The following is a 17,439-nucleotide window of genomic DNA, read 5'->3' as shown; positions in this document are numbered from 1 at the left end:
TAGACGGGCACCCCCGGAGGACCGTACTCCGGGGGTGCCCGCCTGTCTGTGTGGGGCCGTGTACTACAGCCCTGCGATGGGGTTCTTCAGGTTGCCGACCAGCTGCAGTGCGCCCGCCGGGTCCGCGAGGTCGACCATCTGCTTGTTGTTGCGCAGCTGGAGGCGGTTGAGGCAGGACAGGGCGAACTCGGGGGCGAACATGTCGTACTGCTTGAACTTGTCGGCGAGTTCGGGCACCGAGTGCTGGTAGTCCCGGGTGACCTCGGCGACCGTGCGCCAGAAGTCGTCCTCCTCCAGGATCCCCTCGGCCGCGAGGTTCGCGGCGAGGAAGCGGAAGAAGCAGTCGAAGACGTCCGTGAAGATGGACAGGAGCTTCTTCTCCTCCGGGACCTCCACGCGCAGCCGCTCGACCGTGGGCGGCAGCACCGCGTCCACGTCCATGACGGCGATCTCCTCGGCGATGTCCTTGTAGATGGCGCGCTGGACCACGCCGTCCTTCAGGGCCAGGATCACGTTCTCGCCGTGCGGCATGTAGACCAGGTCGTAGGCGTAGAAGCTGTGCAGCAGCGGGGTGAAGTACGCCTTCAGGTAGCGGCGCAGCCATTCCGTCGGAGTCAGGCCCGACTGCTTGATCAGCGCGCCCGCGAAGGACGCGCCCTCGTGGTCGACGTGGACGAGGGAGGCCATCGTGGCCAGCGACTCGCCCTCCTGGAGGGAGGCGACCGGGCTCTCGCGCCACAGGGCCGCCAGCATCTTGCGGTACGGCGAGTAGCGGTCGGTCGCCTTCTCGTACTCCAGGTGCCGGTAGCCGACGGCGGCGCGCTCGCGGATGATCGACAGGCCGGTCGACTTCAGGATCGGGTCGTTGTCGATGAGCTGGGCCAGCCAGTCGTTGATGGCCGGGGTCGCCTCCATGTACGCCGCCGAGAGGCCGCGCATGAAGCCCATGTTGAGGACGGACAGGGCCGTCTTCACGTAGTGCTTCTCGGGGCTGGACCGGTTGAAGAAGGTCCGGATGGACTGCTGGGCCAGGTACTCGTCGTCGCCCTCGCCCAGGCACACCAGATGCTTCTGGGCGACCTCGGCGGCGAAGGTGATGGTGAGCTTGTTCCACCACTGCCAGGGGTGGACGGGGATGAAGAGGTAGTCGGTGGGGTCGAGGTCCTGCTCTCGCAGGACGCCGTGGAAGCGCTCGACGGTCTCCTCGCCCAGCTCCTGCCGTACGAAGGACTCGTAGTCGATGCCGACACCGGCCGTGAACGCGGCGCGCGTGCGGTGGGCCGCGAGCCAGACCAGCCGGACCGGGCTGCCGGTCTCGGGGGCGTACGACAGGTACTCGTGGATGCCGAAGCCGAGCCGCCCGTTGTTCGCGACGAAGCAGGGGTGGCCCTCGGTCATGCCGGTCTCGATGGCCTGGAAGCCGGCCTTCGCCAGCTCGGCGACCGGGATCTGCGGCTTGGTGAGCTTGTAGCAGGTGCCGGAGAGGGTGGAGGAGATCTCCTCCAGGTACACCGGCAGGACCTCGTCGCTCAGGCCCAGGGACTTCTGCAGCTCGATGAAGAAGTCCAGGGCGGCGAGCGGGAGTTCGGCGCCGTCCCGGTGACGGGTGATCGAGTCGGCGTCGACCTGCCAGTGGTCCAGGGCGCGGCGCACGGCCGTGAAGGTGTACCGGGTCAGGCCGTCGTCGCTGCGGACGACGTACTCGCCGCCGTCGGTGGCCTCCGGCGTGATGAGCCGCTCGTGCGCGAACTCGGCGAGTGCCTTGCGGATCAGGAGGCGGTTGGCCCGCGCCCAGCGGTGGGGGGACAGATGCGCTACGGCGTCGGACAGGGTCATACGGCCACTCCTCGGGCGGACAAGAACTGATCGCGCGTGCAGAAGCTCAACAGGGCCTTCTTCTCCGGCTTCTGGATCTCACGCTCGGGCACGAAGCCGACGGCCTCGTTCAGGGCGTGCACGGCCTTGTTGCTCACGTCGGGCTCGACTACGACGCGCCGGGTGGTCGGGTCGGAGAACAGCTCGGTCATCACCGCGGTGATGACGGCCCGGGTGAAGCCGCTGATCGGCCGGTCGGTGGGGGCGACCAGGAAGTGCATGCCGACGTCGCCGGGCTCGGGGTCGTACAGGCCGGTCAGCTCGACGTACCGGGGGTCGTACTTCTCCATCAGGAAGGCCGGTTCGCCGTCGTGCAGGCCGAGGTCGGCGTGGTGGTGCTCGTGCGCCGCGATGCGCATGTACTCGCGCTCGACGTCCTGGAGTCTGGCGTCCTGCATCATCCAGAAGGCCGCCTTGGGATCGGTGACCCAGCCGTGCAGCAGCTCGGCGTCCTTCAGGGGATTGAGCGGGCGGAAGGTGAAGGTACCGATGCCGGTACCGGCTGTGGTGCTCATACGGCGAACTCCTGGAACGCGATCGTCTTCTCGACCGGGTAGTACTCGGTGCCGAGCAGCTCGCGGATGATGTACGCGTTCCGGTACGGGCCCATGCCCAGGTCGGGGCTGGTGATGCTGTGCGTGTGGACGCCGGCGTTCTGCAGGAAGACACCGCGGCCGGTGACGTCGACGGCGTAGTTGCGGGCGACGTCGAAGTTGCCCTGCGAGTCGTAGACCAGGCGGTCTTTCACGGGCGCGAGGAACTCAGGCTCGGCGTACTTGTAGCCGGTGGCCAGGACCAGGCCCTGGGAGTCGAGCTCGTAGTCCTTCTGCTGCTCCTCCTGGCGCAGGGACAGGGTGTACGTGCCGTTCTCGTACCGGGCGCCGTTCAGCGAGGAGTTGGTGAGCAGTCGGGTGGGGACCGGGCCGCCGAGGTTCTTCTGGTAGAGCAGGTCGAAGATCTCGTTGATCAGATCGCCGTCGATGCCCTTGAACAGGCCCTTCTGCTCGGCGGTGAGGCGGTAGCGGGTCGCCTCCGGCAGCTCGCGGAAGTAGTCGATGTACTCCGGCGACGTCATCTCCAGCGTGAGCTTGGTGTACTCCAGCGGGAAGAAGCGCGGGGAGCGGGTGACCCAGTTCAGCCGGTAGCCGTGGACGTCGATCTCGCTGAGCAGGTCGTAGTAGATCTCGGCAGCGGACTGACCGGAGCCGACCAGCGTGATCGACTCCTTCTTCTGGAGCTCCGCCTTGTGCTGCAGATAGCGGGAGTTGTGCAGGAAGTCGCCGCCCAGGCCCTGGCAGGCCTCGGGTATGTAGGGCGGGGTGCCGGTGCCGAGGACGAGGTGGCGGGCGCGGTAGGTGTCACCGGCGGCCGTCGTCACGACGTACAGCTCGGCGCCGTCGTCGTACGTCACCTCCGTCACCGTGGTGCTGAAGCGGACGCTGCTCAGCCGGTTCGCGGCCCAGCGGCAGTAGTCGTCGTACTCGACCCGCAGCGGGTAGAAGTTCTCCCGGATGTAGAACGAGTACAGCCGGCCCTTCTCCTTCAGGTAGTTCAGGAAGGAGTACGGCGAGGTCGGGTCGGCCAGGGTGACCAGGTCCGACATGAACGGGGTCTGGAGGTGGGCGCCGTCCAGGAACATGCCCGCGTGCCACTCGAAGTCCGGCTTCGACTCCAGGAAGACGCCGTCGAGCTCGTCGATCGGCTCCGTCAGGCAGGCGAGGCCGAGGTTGAACGGGCCGAGCCCGATCCCCACGAAGTCATGGGTTTTGGTCGGGTTTTCAGGACGCGCGGTCAAGGGACTCTCCCAGGTACTGCTCGGCGTGGCCGGCGATCAGGTCGAGGACGGCGGCGATGTCGTCGGCCGTCGTCTCGGGGTTGAGCAGGGTGAACTTCAGGTAGTGGCGGGCGCTCACCTTGGTGCCCGCGACCACCGCGTCGCCGGAGGCGAACAGGGCCTTGCGGGCGTACAGGTTGGCGCGGTCGATCTCGGCGGGGTCGGTGACGGCCGCCGGGATGTAGCGGAAGACCAGGGTGGAGAGCGAGGGCTGAACGACCACGTCGAAGCGCGGGTCGGCGGCCAGCAGCTTCCAGCCCTCCACCGCCAGGTCGCAGACCTCGTCGAAGAGCTGCCCGATGCCGTCGGCGCCCATCACGCGCAGGGTCACCCACAGCTTGAGGGCGTCGAAGCGGCGGGTGGTCTGGAGGGACTTGTCGACCTGGTTGGGGATGCGCTCGGTGACCATACGGCGCGGGTTGAGGTACTCCGCGTGGTAGGTGGCGTGGCGCAGCGTCGAGGCGTCGCGGACCAACACGGCGGACGAACTCACCGGCTGGAAGAAGGACTTGTGGTAGTCGACGGTGACCGAGTCGGCGCGCTCGATGCCGTCGATGCGGCCCCGGTACTTCACGGAGGCGAGCAGGCCGCAGCCGTAGGCGGCGTCGACGTGCATCCAGGTGTTGAACTGCTCGCACAGCTCGGCGATCTCGGGCAGCGGGTCGATGGAGCCGAAGTCGGTGGTGCCGCCGGTGGCGACGACGGCCATCGGGACCAGGCCGGCCTTCTTGCAGCGCTCCAGCTCGTGGGCGAGCGCGACGGTCTGCATGCGCTTGTCGTGGTCGACGGGGATGGAGACCACCGCGTCCTGGCCGAGACCCAGCAGTTTCGCGGACTTCTTCACGCTGAAGTGGCTGACCTCGGAGGCGAAGATGCGCAGTTTGGCGAGGGAGTCGGTCTTGGCCTCCTCCCTGGCGAGGAGCAGGGCCTGGAGGTTGGACTGGGTGCCACCGGAGGTGAACACACCGTCGGCGTTCTCGCCGAGGCCTATTCGGTCGGTCGTCCAGTCGATGAGCTTGCGCTCGATGAGCGTGCCGCCGGCCGACTGGTCCCAGGTGTCCAGGGAGGAGTTGACCGCGGAGAGGATCGCCTCGCCGACCACGGCCGGGATGACGACCGGGCAGTTGAGGTGGGCGAGGTAGCGGGGGTGGTGGAAGTAGATCGCGTCCCGGAGGTAGACGTCCTCCAGCTCGTCGAGGACCGCGGCGGTGTCGTGCAGCGGCTTGTCGAGGTCGATCGCGTCGATGGCGGGGGCCAGGGCGTCGACCGTGACGCCGGTGAACGGACGGTCGGTGGCGGCGAGTTTGGCTGCCACCCGCTCTATACCTTCGGTCACGGAGCTGCGGTACTGCTCCGCGGTCGTGTCATTGAGCAGGTGCGAGCGCATGGGGAGGTCCTCCGGTGGGGACGGGCCGTGAAGTGCGGGTGGCATGAAGGGGTGCCGTGGAACTTAGGTGAGCCTAACCTAAGTTCCTTGGAATCAGGGCAGCATCAAGGGTGACTACGATCACTTACGTCGCAGTAGCCACCCGATCGCCTTGCTTTCAGGGGCAGTTACGCCTGCTCGCGCAGTTGCTCCTCACTGACCCCCTGCCGCCAGTACCCCACGAAGGTGACCCGGCGCCGATCCACCCCGCGCTCCTGGACGAAGTGCCGGCGCAGCGCCTTCACGGAGCCGGACTCGCCCGCGATCCAGACGTACGGGTGCTCGGCGGGCGGGAGTTGGGCGGCGCGGACGGCGCCGATGGCCTCCTCCTGGACCAGCCAGGTGATCTCGGCGTCGGCGTCGGTCACCAGGTCCTGGATGTCCCCGGCATCGTGCACCTCCAGCCACACCCGGGCGCGGGTGCCGGCGGGCAGGGCTTCGAGGATGGCGGAGACGGCGGGCACGGCGGTCTCGTCGCCCCAGATCACCACGAGGTCGGTGCCCTCGGGCGGCCGGAACCGGATCGCCCGGTTGTCGGCGATGGCCGGACCGAGCAGTAGGACGCGGGCACCGGCGGCGGCTCGGGAGGCCCAGCGGGAGGCGGGGCCGGCGGGGGCGGCCGCGCCGGGCTCGATGCCGTGCAGCACGAAGTCGATGTCTATCTCGGTGGTGTGCCCGTAGGCGTCCCGCCGCAGCGCCCGGAGGGTGTACGACCGCATCACGGCCCGTACGTCGTCCGGCAGTTCACGCCACCCCTGCCACCAGCCGTCACCGAGTTCCAGGGGGACCTGCGGCTCGGTCTGGCCGGGGTGCGGCAGGAACAGCGACAGGGACTGGTCACACCCGTCGGAGAAGAAGTGCCTCAGATCCTCCCCGGCGAAGGAGACCCGCACAAGAGACGGCCCGAGCCGCCTCGTCCGTACGACCTGAAGGGAGAAGAAACGGAACGGGGCGGCTACGGCGGTAGTCATATGTGCTCCTGAGGTGACGCGCCCCGAAGGGGCGCGGGGAACTGCGCGACCAGCCACGGCGGACGCGCAGTTCACCACGGTGCGGTGGACCTACGGCGCTGAACCGGCTCTCTCAGCAGAGCGCCTACGCGACCTTCTTGGCCTTCTCGATGGCCTCGGCAAGGCTGGTCAGCAGCGGCGTGCACTTGTCGTACGACAGAATCGGCTCGGGCGAACGCGCGATGACCTGCCCCGCCTTCACCGCAGGCAGCTTCTTCCAGGTCGCCTCGGTGATGTCGGCGGGCTGAATCGTCGAGGAGCGGTCGTCCATCATGATGATGTCGGCCGGGTACTTGTCGACGTTCTCCCAGCTCAGGCTCTCGAACCAGCCGCCACCCTCCTTCTTGGCGCTCTCCGGCGGCTCGACGAAGTTCACGCCGAGGGCCTTGAAGTACTCAAGGTCGATGGAGAGGTTCGTGCCGGAGACGTAGAAGATGTCCTGGCTGGCGGAACCGGCCAGCACCTTGATCTCGGGGCGGGCCTTGGCGGCCTTGCGCAGACGCTCGGCGGCGGCCTCGAAGTCCTTCTTGGACTGGGCGATCTTGTCGGCCTTCAGGTCCGCGCCGAGGGACTCGGCCAGCTCCCACACCCGCTCCAGCGGCTGGGTCAGCTGACGGTCGTAGACGGAGATCGCGGCGCTCGGGGCGAGCTTGGCGATCTTGTCCTTGGACGCCTCGGGGACGTACCAGAGGGTGCCGGCGCTGTCGAAGGTCGTGGAGATGAGGACCTCGGGGGCGAACGCGGCGTACTTCTCGACGTTGAACTGGTCCCAGACGTTGCCGAAGACCGTCAACTTGCTGACGTCCATGTCGCCGGCCTGGACGTCGGCCTTGCCGTCCTGCGTCTTGGTCGGGCCGAAGACGCCCTTGACCTCGATGCCGTAGTCGTACAGCGCGGCCGCGACACCGACGAAGGCGACGATCTTCGTCGGGACCTTGTCGAGCTTCACGGTGGTGCCGCGGTCGTCCTTGAACGTCCAGGGGCCGGACTTGGCAGCCGTCGTCGCCTCGTCCGAACCACCGCTTTTCGCGTCGTCGTCCCCGCAGGCTGCGAGCACGGCCCCGAGGCCGAGGGCGCCGCCCGCGGCGAGGATGCCGCGACGGGTGAGGTGGGTGGCTCTGGCGTTGGGCATGGTTACGCTGCTTTCGAACAGGGCGGATCACCGGCCGGACAATTCGAAGGTAGGTTAGCCTAACCTGAGCTGATGTCCAGGGGTGGGGGCCCTTGTGATCGAAGCTGTGAGCGGGCTGTAGGAGCGTGTACTCAGCCCGCGAGGCCCAACTTCCTTGAAATCAAGGGGCGTTGGACCTCGCCGGACCTCGACTGGCTGTCGGCGCCGAGCTCAGCCCACCAGCCCCAACTCCCGCGCGATCAGCATCCGCTGCACCTCGCTCGTGCCCTCGCCGATCTCCAGGATCTTGGAGTCCCGCCACATGCGGGCGACCGGGTACTCGTTCATGAAGCCGTAGCCGCCGTGGATCTGGGTCGCGTCGCGGGCGTTGTCCACCGCGACCGTCGACGAGTACAGCTTCGCCAGCGCCGCCTCCTTCTTGAAGGGCTCCCCGGACACCAGCCGGGACGCGGCGTCGCGCCAGGCGAGGCGGGCCGTGTGGGCCTTCATCTCCATGTCGGCGATCTTGAACTGGATGGCCTGGTTGGCGCCGATGGGGCGGCCGAAGGCGTGGCGTTCCTTGGCGTACTTCACCGACTCGTCGACGCAGCCCTGTGCCAGGCCCGTCCCGAGCGCCGCGATGGCGATCCGGCCCTCGTCCAGGATGCGCAGGAACTGGGCGTAGCCACGACCCTTTTCGCCCAGGAGGTTGGCCGCCGGGACCCGGACGTCCGCGAAGGACAGCTCGCGGGTGTCGGAGGCGTTCCAGCCGACCTTGGAGTAGGGGGCCGCGACAGTGAAGCCCGGGGTGCCCGACGGGACGATGATCGACGAGATGAGCGGCTTGCCGTCGGGCTTGCGGCCGGTGACCGCGGTGACCGTGACCAGGCCCGTGATGTCCGTGCCGGAGTTGGTGATGAAGCACTTGGTGCCGTTGATCACCCACTCGTTCGTCGACTCGTCGAGGCGGGCCGTCGTACGGGTCGCACCCGCGTCGCTGCCGCCGTCCGGCTCGGTGAGGCCGAAGGCGCCCAGGATCTCGCCGGAGCACAGCCGCGGCAGCCACTCCCGCTTCTGGGCGTCGGTGCCGAACAGATGGATCGGCATCGCGCCGAGTGAGACGCCCGCTTCGAGGGTGATGGCGACCGAGGAGTCCACCCGGGCCAGCTCCTCCAGGGCCACGCCCAGCGCCAGATAGTCGCCGCCCATGCCGCCGTACTCCTCCGGGAACGGCAGCCCGAACAGGCCCATGCGGCCCATCTCGCGGACGATCTCGTAGGGGAACTCGTGGTGCTCGTAGTACTCGCCGATCTTGGGCGCTACGACATCGTGCGCGAACTGCTCCACCGTACGGCGGAGTTCTTCGAGTTCGGGGGAGAGTCGGTGGTCCATCGCGGGTCACTGCTCCTTGTGGGACAGGGCTCGTACGGTGCGGGACGGGCTGGGTCGGCCCAGTTGTTCGGCCATCCACGCGCTCGTGGCGACGAGGCGGTCGAGGTCTACTCCGGTGTCGATGCCAAGGCCCCGCAGCATCCACACGAGGTCTTCGGTGGCGAGGTTGCCGGTGGCGGACTTGGCGTACGGACAGCCGCCCAGGCCGCCTGCGGAGGCGTCGATCGTGGTGACGCCGTGTTCGAGGGCGGCGTAGGTGTTGGCCAGTGCCTGGCCGTAGGTGTCGTGGAAGTGGACGCCCAGGGCTTCCACGGGGGTGCCCTGTGCGGTGAGTTCGGTGAGCAGCGCCCGTACGTGCCCCGGCGTCGCCACCCCGATCGTGTCGCCCAGGCTCAGCTCGTCGCAGCCCATGTCCAGCAGCGCTTTGCAGACCTTCACCACCTGCGGGACCGGGACCGGGCCCTCCCACGGGTCTCCGAAGCACATCGACAGATAGCCGCGGACATGGACGCCGGAGGCCTTCGCCCGGGCCACGACCGGCTCGAACATGGCCAGCGCCTCGTCGACCGTGCGGTTGAGGTTGGCCTTGGCGAAGGACTCGGTGGCGCTGGCGAACACGGCGACGCGCCGGGCGCCGAGGGCGAGGGCGCGGTCCAGTCCGCGTTCGTTCGGCACGAGGACCGGGAGCGCCACCGGGAGGTCGCTGACGAGCGGGAACAGCTCTTCCGCGTCGGCCAACTGGGGTACCCACTTGGGGTGTACGAAGCTGGTGGCCTCGATCGTCGTCAGCCCCGCGTCGGCGAGGCGGCGCACGAACTCCGCCTTGACCTCGGTCGGCACGGTCGCCTTCTCGTTCTGCAGGCCGTCGCGCGCGCCGACCTCGTGGATGCGGACGCGGGCCGGCAGCCCCGGTGCCGGCACCGTCATGGGCAGCGTCATCAGTCCTCCTCCGCCGGGGCGATGACGGCGAGGACCTGGTCCATGGCGACCGTCGTGCCCGGTGTGACGTCCAGTTCGGCGACCGTGCCGGCGTGCGGGGCGGAGATGACGTGCTCCATCTTCATCGCCTCGACGACCAGCAGGCTCTGGCCCGCGGTCACCTCGTCCCCGACGGCGACCTTCACCACCGTCACCGTCCCCGGCATGGGCGCGGTGAGCGAGTCGGCGCCCGCATGGGCGGCCCCGGTGAGCGAGGCGGCCACCGGGTCGTGGTCGCGCACCTGCCAGGCGTCGCCGTCGCGGCCCAGCCAGGTGCCGTCCGGCAGGGCGGCGCGGTGGAAGGTGTGCCGGACGCCGTCGAGGGTGACGGCGACGGTGTCGTCGGTGACCGTGTGCGTGCCGTTGACCTCATGAGCGACGGGTTCGAGTCCCGGCACCCGGAGGGGGAACGCCACGGCTCTGGGGGTGCCGCCGAGACGCCAGCCGTTCGGCACGGAGTACGGATCCGTCCAGCCCGCACCGCGTGGCTTCAGCACCTCCAGACGTACGGCCGCGGCGGCCGCGTACACCTCCTCGGGCACCTCGGCCGACACGAGGGAGTCCACCTCCCGCTCCACCAGCCCCGTGTCCAACTCGCCCGCGACGACCGCCGGATGCGCGAGCAGCCGCCGCAGGAACCCGGCGTTCGTCTGCACGCCCAGCGTGACCGTCCCGGCGAGGGCGGCGCGGAGCTTGCGGATGGCCGTCTCCCGGTCCGGCCCGTACGCGATCACCTTGGACAGCATCGGGTCGTACAGGCTCCCGACCTCCGTGCCCTCGCTGAGCCCGGAGTCGGTGCGGATGCCGTCGCCCTGCGGCTCGTGGAGCTTGAGGACCGTGCCGCCGGACGGCAGGAACCCGCGCGCGGGGTCCTCCGCGCAGATGCGGGCCTCGATCGCATGGCCCGTGAGCCGTACGTCCTCCTGCGCGAAGGCCAGCCGCTCGCCCGCAGCCACCCGCAGCTGCCACTCCACCAGGTCGAGCCCGGTGATGAGTTCGGTGACCGGGTGCTCCACCTGGAGGCGGGTGTTCATCTCCATGAAGTAGTACGACGAGGGGTCACCGCCCGGCACGATGAACTCCACCGTGCCCGCGCCCCGGTACCCGCAGGAGCGGGCCGCCTGCACGGCCGCCTCGCCCATCGCCGCCCGGGTCTCCTCGTCGAGCAGCACACTCGGCGCCTCCTCGATGATCTTCTGGTGGCGGCGCTGGAGGGAGCACTCGCGCTCGCCCAGGTGCACCACGTTGCCGTGGCCGTCGGCCAGGACCTGGATCTCGATGTGCCGGGGGCGGTCGATCCACCGCTCGACGAGGAGGGTGTCGTCGCCGAAGGAGGCGCGGGCCTCACGGCGGGCGGCGGCGATCTCGTCGTCCAGCTTCTCCGCGTCCCGCACCAGCCGCATGCCCTTGCCGCCACCGCCGGCGGAGGGCTTGAGCAGCACGGGCATGCCGATCTCGCGGGCGGCGTCGGCGAGTTGGCCGTCGGCGAGGCCGCTGCCGCTTGAGCCCGGCACGACCGGCACCCCGGCCGCCTGCACCGTCTCCTTGGCCCGGATCTTGTCGCCCATCAGCGCGATGGCCTCGGCGGACGGCCCGATGAAGACCAGCCCGGCGTCGGCGCACGCGCGCGCGAAGGCGGCGTTCTCCGCGAGGAAGCCGTAGCCGGGGTGCACCGCCTGGGCGCCGGAGCGGGCGGCGGCCTCCAGCAGCCGCTCCACGGACAGATAGCTCTCGGCGGCCGGCGCGGGACCGATCCGTACCGCCGTGTCGGCCTCCCGGACGTGCCGCGCCTGTGCGTCCGCGTCCGAGAAGACGGCCACCGAGCGCACGCCCATCGCACGCAGGGTCCGGATGACGCGGACGGCGATCTCGCCCCGGTTGGCCACAAGTACCGTGTCGAACATCGTTGTTGTGTCCCTCACATCCGGAAGACGCCGAACTGGGGGTCTCCCAGAGGGGCGTTCGCACAGGCGGTCAGAGCCAGCCCCAGCACCTGACGGGTCTCCAGGGGATCGATGACCCCGTCGTCCCACAGGCGGGCCGTCGCGTAGTAGGCATTCCCCTGGCGCTCGTACTGCGCACGGATCGGGTCCTTGAAGGCCTCTTCCTCCGCTGCGGGCCAGCTCTCCCCGCGCCCTTCCAACTGGTCCCGCTTGACCGTCGCGAGGACCGAGGCGGCCTGCTCGCCGCCCATGACGGAGATCTTGGCGCCCGGCCACATCCACAGGAAGCGGGGGGAGTAGGCCCGGCCGCACATCGAGTAGTTGCCCGCGCCGTACGACCCGCCGACGACGACCGTCAGCTTCGGCACGCGCGTGCACGCCACCGCCGTCACCATCTTGGCGCCGTGCTTGGCGATGCCACCCGCCTCGTAGTCCTTGCCGACCATGAACCCGGAGATGTTCTGCAGGAAGACCAGCGGGATGCCGCGCTGGTCGCACAGCTCGATGAAGTGGGCGCCCTTCTGGGCGGACTCGGAGAACAGGATGCCGTTGTTGGCGACGATCCCCACCGGGTGGCCGTGGATCCGGGCGAAGCCGGTGACCAGGGTCTGCCCGAACTCCGCCTTGAACTCGGCGAAACGGGAGCCGTCGACCACGCGCGCGATGATCTCGCGTACGTCATAAGGGGTGCGGGAGTCGACCGGTACGGCGCCGTAGATCCCGTACGGGTCCACCTTCGGGTCGACCGAGGGCTCCACGGACCAGGGCAGGGTCCCGCGCGCGGGGAGCGTGGCGACGATGTTCCGCACGATCCGCAGGGCGTGGGCGTCGTCCTCGGCGAGATGGTCGGTGACGCCGGAGACCCTGGAGTGCACCTCGCCGCCGCCCAGCTCCTCGGCGGTGACGACCTCGCCGGTGGCGGCCTTCACCAGGGGCGGTCCGCCCAGGAAGATCGTCCCCTGGTTCCGGACGATCACGGCCTCGTCGCTCATGGCGGGGACGTAGGCGCCGCCGGCCGTGCACGACCCGAGGACGGCCGCGATCTGCGGTATCCCGGCGCCCGACATCCGGGCCTGGTTGTAGAAGATCCGCCCGAAGTGCTCCCGGTCCGGGAACACCTCGTCCTGCATGGGCAGGAAGGCCCCGCCCGAGTCGACGAGATACAGACACGGCAGCCGGTTCTCCAGGGCCACCTCCTGCGCGCGCAGGTGCTTCTTCACGGTCATCGGGTAGTACGTCCCGCCCTTGACCGTGGCGTCGTTCGCGACGATCACGCACTCGCGCCCGCTGACCCGCCCGATCCCGGCGATGACGCCGGCGGCCGGGGCCTGGCCCTCGTACATGCCGTCGGCCGCGAGGGGAGCGAGCTCCAGGAAGGGGGAGCCGGGGTCGAGGAGGGTGTCGACCCGGTCCCTGGGCAGCAGCTTGCCGCGCGCGGTGTGCCGGGCGCGCGCCTTCTCGCCGCCGCCGAGCCGCACCGCCGCCAGCTTGGAGCGCAGCTCCTCGCCGAGCGCCCGATGGGCCTCCTCGTTGGCTCGCCAGGCCTCCGACGCGGGATCTGCCGCGCTGTGAAGCTCCGGTGCCTCGTGCATCCTGCGGTCCCCTCACCAGTGGTCCACCAGTTAATGAGCGTTAACGCATTTCCTTCAGGTTAACGACCGCTAACCTCCCTGTCTAGAATTGCTTCCATGGCCACCAGAACCGACGCCCCGACCCGCCGCGAACAGATCCTCAAGGAGGCCGCGCGGCTCTTCGCCGAGCGTGGATTCCACGGGGTCGGTGTCGATGAGATAGGCGCCGCCGTCGGCATCAGCGGTCCCGGTCTCTACCGGCACTTCGCCGGCAAGGACGCGATGCTCGCCGAGCTGCTGGTCGGCATCAGCGGCCAGCTGCTGACGGGCGCCAAGCGGCGCCTGGCGGAGGCCGACGGGGTGCCGGCCGAGGCGGTCCTCGACTCCCTCATCGAGGGCCACATCGACTTCGCCCTCGACGACCGCCCCCTCATCACCCTGCACGACCGCGAGCTGGACCGCCTCCGCGACAGCGACCGCAAGCTCGTCCGTCAGCTGCAGCGGCAGTACGTCGAGCTGTGGGTGGAGGTGGTGCGCACGGTGTACCCCGACCTCACGGAGCCGACGGCCCGCTCGGCGGTGCACTCGGTCTTCGGGCTGCTGAACTCGACACCGCATCTGGGGCGGCCGGGGGCGCTGCCGGGGCGGGGGGTGACGGCGGAGTTGCTGCATCGGATGGCTCGGGGGGCGTTCGGGGCGGCCGAGGAGGGCGCATAGCGGTGAGCCCGCGCCGACGGGAGGTCGGCACGGGCTCTCGGGGCGACTGTCAGGCGGTGCCCCGGACTGTGGTGATCAGGTCGGTGGCGCCGACGGGATCGTCGGTGCCGGGGAGGCGGCGTCAGTCGTCGATGAAGGCGGTGCGCCCGCAGGCTCCGGAGGTCACCCACTCGTGGGAGGAGATCCTGTCGTTCGCGTTCTGCCCGGTGGTGAAGGTGTACCCGCGCAGGTCCGACAGGGCCACTCCCGGGCCCACGCAGAGGAAGCCACCGGCCCAGGCGTCGCTGCCTCCGGTCAGCCGGTAGAACGCGACTACGTCGTTGCCGCCGACGTAGCCGTTGTTCGCCACAGAAGTGGCGTTGTTGTCGTCGCTGCCCTGGAACGACCCCGAGCTGTTGCCCCAGTTCGCGTCGTTGCCCACGGCCGAGCCGAGGAGGTTGCCCGAGCAGGCCGAGTCCCGCCAGGCATACACCTTGCCGTCAGTGCCGTTGGGGGAGCAGTCGGCCAGGATGCCCACTTCTCCCGCGGGAGCCGCCTGGGCGGCCGTGGCGGGCATCGTGAGGCCGAGCCCGGCCAGGCAGAGGGCGGCGGTGGTGGCTGTCTTGCGCATGTTTTCTCCTTCGTCCGCCTCGGTCGAGGCGTGCTTGTCCGCGGCTGTGTGTCGCGGAGGTATCTGAGGGGTGGGGGCAGCGCCGGCGGCCGGTTATCTCCTCGGCGCGCTTCAGGGCGGCCCGCTGGAGTTGGCGGTAGAGAGCGAGCTCCTTGCCGTACCGTGCGCTCACCCGGCCGAGGTAGGTGCGCTTGAGCGCTCGCGCGGTGTCGGCGAGCGCCGAGCCGCGGGCGCATGTGGCCTCGGCGACGGCGAGTTCCACCTCGGTGGCGTGGGTCTGCGCCTGGCTCAGCCCTTTGGTCAGGCCGGACAGATTCGTACGGATCTCCCGCGGATCGGCGTAGGAGTAGCCCTTGCGGCGCATGCAGACCGACCATGCTTCGAGCGCCTTCGTGAACCGTGCGTCCTTGACGAGAGACGGCACCCACAGCGGTGTGAGGTTCATGGCCACACCGCTGACGCGGAACCATGTCTCCCGGTCCCCGTAGAGCTCCTGCTGTGCCGTGGCACGGCAGCCGCCGCGAGGCGTGGTGAGGGTCCCACCGCCGGGCAGGTCCGCGGTCAGGACACCGCCGCGTGACGGATCGCCGTTCAGTGCGGCCGAGTAGGCCGCGCGCTTCGCGACGGCAAGGGACTCCACGTAAGTGCGGTTGGGGTTCTGCCGTCGCTGGGCGGGAAGCCTGTGCTCGGTCCTGCCGCCATAGCCGTGTGCGCGGGCCCAGGCGATGTCATCGAGGACGAAACGCGAGCTGCGACTCTCCTCGGCGCCGGTGAGCGGAGCCGGCCAGTACCGGAAGCCGTGCTTGGTCATGCATTTCTGGATCAGCAGTGCCTCGGCCCGCTCGATCCGGCTCTGTTGTGCGGCGGTTACACCGGAGTTCTCCACGGCCGCTGCTGTGGACTCCCCTGCCGGGCCGGCGCACGCCGCCAGACATCCGGCCAGGAGGGCGGCGGTCGCCGCCATGACAGCGCCGCGCTGTCTGCCCTGGGGCGGCCCTGGTAAGGAGGCAGGCATGTGTTCCCCGTTTCGGTCGGTCGTGGGACCGGCGTTCCCCCGTCGGTCCGGCGGTGACGACTGTGCCGAGCCGCTCCACCGCCCGGCCAGCGGATCCACGTCCCGTCCCGGCGCGGGACGTGCGCCACACCATCGACCAGGAATGATGCAGACGGGTTGGGACGGGCCTGGGATGCTGAGGGAGGCGTTGGGCGGGCCGTCACGGGGGTGAGGGGCGTGGACAGGCGGAACGGGGAGCGGGAGCTGGCCGCGGCGCTGCGTGCGCTGAAGGAGCGCGGCGGGCTCAGTTATCAGGAACTGGGGCAGCGGGTCTTCATCAGCAGCTCCACGCTTCACCGGTACTGCACCGGCAAGGGTGTGCCGGGGGACTACGACATCGTCGTCCGGGTCGCCAGGGAGTGCGGGGCGGAGCCGGCCGAGCTGAACGACCTGCTGCGGTACTGGGAGGCGGCGACGCGAGAGGAGTCGGATCCCGCGGCGGCCGGTTCCCGTGCGGCCGTGCCCGCAGCACCGGCTCCGCCCGCCGTATCCGTCGCGCCGGTCCCGCCCGGCCCTGGGCGGCGGACGGGCCGGCGTTCCCGGACGACACGGCTCGTGCTCGCCGGTGTGCTGGCTCTGGTGGTGCTGAGCGCCGCTGTCGCGAGTGCTCCGGACGGGCGCGGGAGTGCTCCGGCCGGGCGCGGCCCGGAGGCCGGTCAGCCGGTGCCGGTCGGGGCGGACGGCTGGGCCCAGGGGCCGTCACCGGTCGCCCCCGAGCTGTTCGGTGTGACGATGAACAGTTTCAGCGGGGTCATGCCGTCCTTCCGGGTGGGCACCGTGCGGTTGTGGGACAGCGAGACCCGTTGGTCCCAACTGGAGCCCGAACGAGGAGAGTTCGACTGGTCCACCCTCGACCGCCTGCTCGATGGCGCCGAACGTCAGGACCTGCCCACCGTCTTCGTCTTCGGCGCTGCGCCCCCTTGGGCCGCCCCGAACGGCCGCAAGGCCGCCTACCGGGAGGACCCCGCGCCGCACCGCCGGACGACCTGGCCGACTGGGACGCCTTCGTGCGCGCGCTGGTGCGGCATGCGGGTGACCGCATCGACGCGTACGAACCCTGGATCACGGCCAATCACGGGCACCACTACAACGGCACCGTGGAGACGCTCGCTGAGATGACGCGCCGCGCGAGCCGCACCATCCGGGAGTACGACAAGGACGCGACCGTGGTCTGTCCGTCGATCACCGACCTGTGGAAGAAGGAGTCGCACGCATACTTGCTCCGGTTCGCCGAGACGGGCGTCTACCAGCACTGCGACGCGGCGGCCGTCAACCTCTACCAGCGCAGCATCACCGATCCTCCGGAGACCATGCTGGAGATCATCCGCAGGGTCGAGCAGACCTTCCAGCTCGCCGGGTACCACCTGCCGCTGTGGAACACGGGGACCACCCAGACCCTGCAGCTGAACGATCCGCTGGACGCGGACACGGCGGCGAACCACGCGGTCCGCTTCTATCTGACCGGCCTCTACTCCCGGCTCGTGCAGCGGATGTACTTCTACTCCTGGGGCAGCGGCAAGATCCCCCTCGTCATCCAGGCCGAGGGCCAGGCGCCCACCAAGGCCGGTCTCTATGTCGACCGGCTCCAGCAGTGGCTCGCCGACGCCGAGGTCCGTTCCTGCGGTCACGGGAGCGAGGTGCCCCCGTCCGAGACGCCCGAGACCCCGCTGCCCGAGAACGTCTGGCAGTGTGTGTTTCTCATCCCCGACGAACACGGCACCAAGCACCCCGCCCGCATCTGCTGGACCCTCTCCGGCACGGCGGACGTCCGGGCGGGCGAGGGGGCGTATCGCGTCCACCACCTCGACGGCACCACCCGCGAGATCGGCGCCGAGGACGCCGTACGGATCACGGAGCGGCCGGTTCTCGTCCGCTACCGCTGAACCAGCGTGACGAGCGTTACGGGGTGGACCCTCTG

At 69.7% G+C, this 17,439-nt stretch carries 15 protein-coding genes; 3 read left to right on the top strand and 12 right to left on the bottom strand.

Annotated elements, in window-relative coordinates:
- Positions 1 to 63: 63 nt before the first annotated feature.
- The 10 genes from ACIA8X_RS06635 to ACIA8X_RS06590 all read right to left on the bottom strand — a co-directional run bounded on the left by ACIA8X_RS06635 (position 64) and on the right by ACIA8X_RS06590 (position 13,161).
- The gene (locus ACIA8X_RS06635) at positions 64 to 1,836 is read right to left on the bottom strand and encodes an IucA/IucC family protein (RefSeq protein WP_393452022.1); all 1,773 of its coding nucleotides are present in this window, start codon (positions 1,834 to 1,836) and stop codon (positions 64 to 66) included.
- Positions 1,833 to 2,390, bottom strand: a complete 558-nt coding sequence (locus ACIA8X_RS06630) for a GNAT family N-acetyltransferase (protein ID WP_393452019.1) — start codon at positions 2,388 to 2,390, stop codon at positions 1,833 to 1,835. Before ACIA8X_RS06630 ends, ACIA8X_RS06635 begins: the two co-directional genes overlap by 4 nt.
- A complete protein-coding gene (locus ACIA8X_RS06625; RefSeq protein ID WP_399457902.1) occupies positions 2,387 to 3,670 on the bottom strand; it encodes a lysine N(6)-hydroxylase/L-ornithine N(5)-oxygenase family protein in 1,284 nt (427 codons plus the stop codon). Before ACIA8X_RS06625 ends, ACIA8X_RS06630 begins: the two co-directional genes overlap by 4 nt.
- Entirely contained in the window at positions 3,654 to 5,096 is a 1,443-nt protein-coding gene (gene desA, locus ACIA8X_RS06620) for a lysine decarboxylase DesA (RefSeq protein ID WP_399457901.1), read from the bottom strand. The genes ACIA8X_RS06625 and desA overlap by 17 nt, the downstream gene beginning before the upstream one ends.
- Before the next feature lie 167 nt (positions 5,097 to 5,263).
- Positions 5,264 to 6,106, bottom strand: coding sequence for a siderophore-interacting protein (locus ACIA8X_RS06615; protein ID WP_393452010.1), 843 nt, complete (start codon positions 6,104 to 6,106; stop codon positions 5,264 to 5,266).
- 124 nt (positions 6,107 to 6,230) lie between these two features.
- Positions 6,231 to 7,277 (bottom strand): ABC transporter substrate-binding protein, encoded by a 1,047-nt coding sequence (locus tag ACIA8X_RS06610; RefSeq protein ID WP_399457900.1) that lies wholly within the window; start codon positions 7,275 to 7,277, stop codon positions 6,231 to 6,233.
- 210 nt (positions 7,278 to 7,487) lie between these two features.
- Positions 7,488 to 8,648 carry an acyl-CoA dehydrogenase family protein gene (locus ACIA8X_RS06605; RefSeq protein WP_399457899.1) on the bottom strand — a complete coding sequence of 387 codons (1,161 nt, stop codon included), beginning with the start codon at positions 8,646 to 8,648 and terminating at the stop codon, positions 7,488 to 7,490.
- Between the two features lie 6 nt (positions 8,649 to 8,654).
- Complete coding sequence (locus tag ACIA8X_RS06600; RefSeq protein ID WP_399457898.1) at positions 8,655 to 9,587, bottom strand: hydroxymethylglutaryl-CoA lyase; 933 nt, start codon at positions 9,585 to 9,587, stop codon at positions 8,655 to 8,657.
- The gene (locus tag ACIA8X_RS06595) at positions 9,587 to 11,530 is read right to left on the bottom strand and encodes an acetyl-CoA carboxylase biotin carboxylase subunit (protein WP_399457897.1); all 1,944 of its coding nucleotides are present in this window, start codon (positions 11,528 to 11,530) and stop codon (positions 9,587 to 9,589) included. Before ACIA8X_RS06595 ends, ACIA8X_RS06600 begins: the two co-directional genes overlap by 1 nt.
- A 14-nt stretch (positions 11,531 to 11,544) precedes the next feature.
- Complete coding sequence (locus tag ACIA8X_RS06590) at positions 11,545 to 13,161, bottom strand: carboxyl transferase domain-containing protein (RefSeq protein WP_393451995.1); 1,617 nt, start codon at positions 13,159 to 13,161, stop codon at positions 11,545 to 11,547.
- 96 nt (positions 13,162 to 13,257) lie between these two features.
- Here ACIA8X_RS06590 and ACIA8X_RS06585 point away from each other — a divergent pair, with 96 nt between their 5' ends.
- Entirely contained in the window at positions 13,258 to 13,857 is a 600-nt protein-coding gene (locus ACIA8X_RS06585) for a TetR/AcrR family transcriptional regulator (protein ID WP_399457896.1), read from the top strand.
- Positions 13,858 to 13,978: 121 nt separating this feature from the next.
- On the opposite strand, the gene ACIA8X_RS06580 is transcribed toward ACIA8X_RS06585, so the two are convergent.
- Positions 13,979 to 14,374, bottom strand: coding sequence for a hypothetical protein (locus ACIA8X_RS06580; protein ID WP_399457895.1), 396 nt, complete (start codon positions 14,372 to 14,374; stop codon positions 13,979 to 13,981).
- Positions 14,337 to 15,431 carry a hypothetical protein gene (locus tag ACIA8X_RS06575; RefSeq protein ID WP_399457894.1) on the bottom strand — a complete coding sequence of 365 codons (1,095 nt, stop codon included), beginning with the start codon at positions 15,429 to 15,431 and terminating at the stop codon, positions 14,337 to 14,339. The genes ACIA8X_RS06580 and ACIA8X_RS06575 overlap by 38 nt, the downstream gene beginning before the upstream one ends.
- A gap of 267 nt (positions 15,432 to 15,698) precedes the next feature.
- Between ACIA8X_RS06575 and ACIA8X_RS06570 the strand changes: the two genes are divergently transcribed.
- Entirely contained in the window at positions 15,699 to 16,640 is a 942-nt protein-coding gene (locus ACIA8X_RS06570) for a helix-turn-helix domain-containing protein (protein ID WP_399457893.1), read from the top strand.
- The gene (locus ACIA8X_RS06565; RefSeq protein WP_399457892.1) at positions 16,619 to 17,404 is read left to right on the top strand and encodes a hypothetical protein; all 786 of its coding nucleotides are present in this window, start codon (positions 16,619 to 16,621) and stop codon (positions 17,402 to 17,404) included. The genes ACIA8X_RS06570 and ACIA8X_RS06565 overlap by 22 nt, the downstream gene beginning before the upstream one ends.
- Positions 17,405 to 17,439: the final 35 nt, after the last annotated feature.

It is taken from the genome of Streptomyces sp. NPDC051738 (assembly GCF_044453205.1).
Classification (GTDB): Bacteria; Actinomycetota; Actinomycetes; order Streptomycetales; family Streptomycetaceae; genus Streptomyces.
Note: the sequence above shows the minus strand (reverse complement) of the source record. Positions and strands in the feature narration are given on the sequence as shown.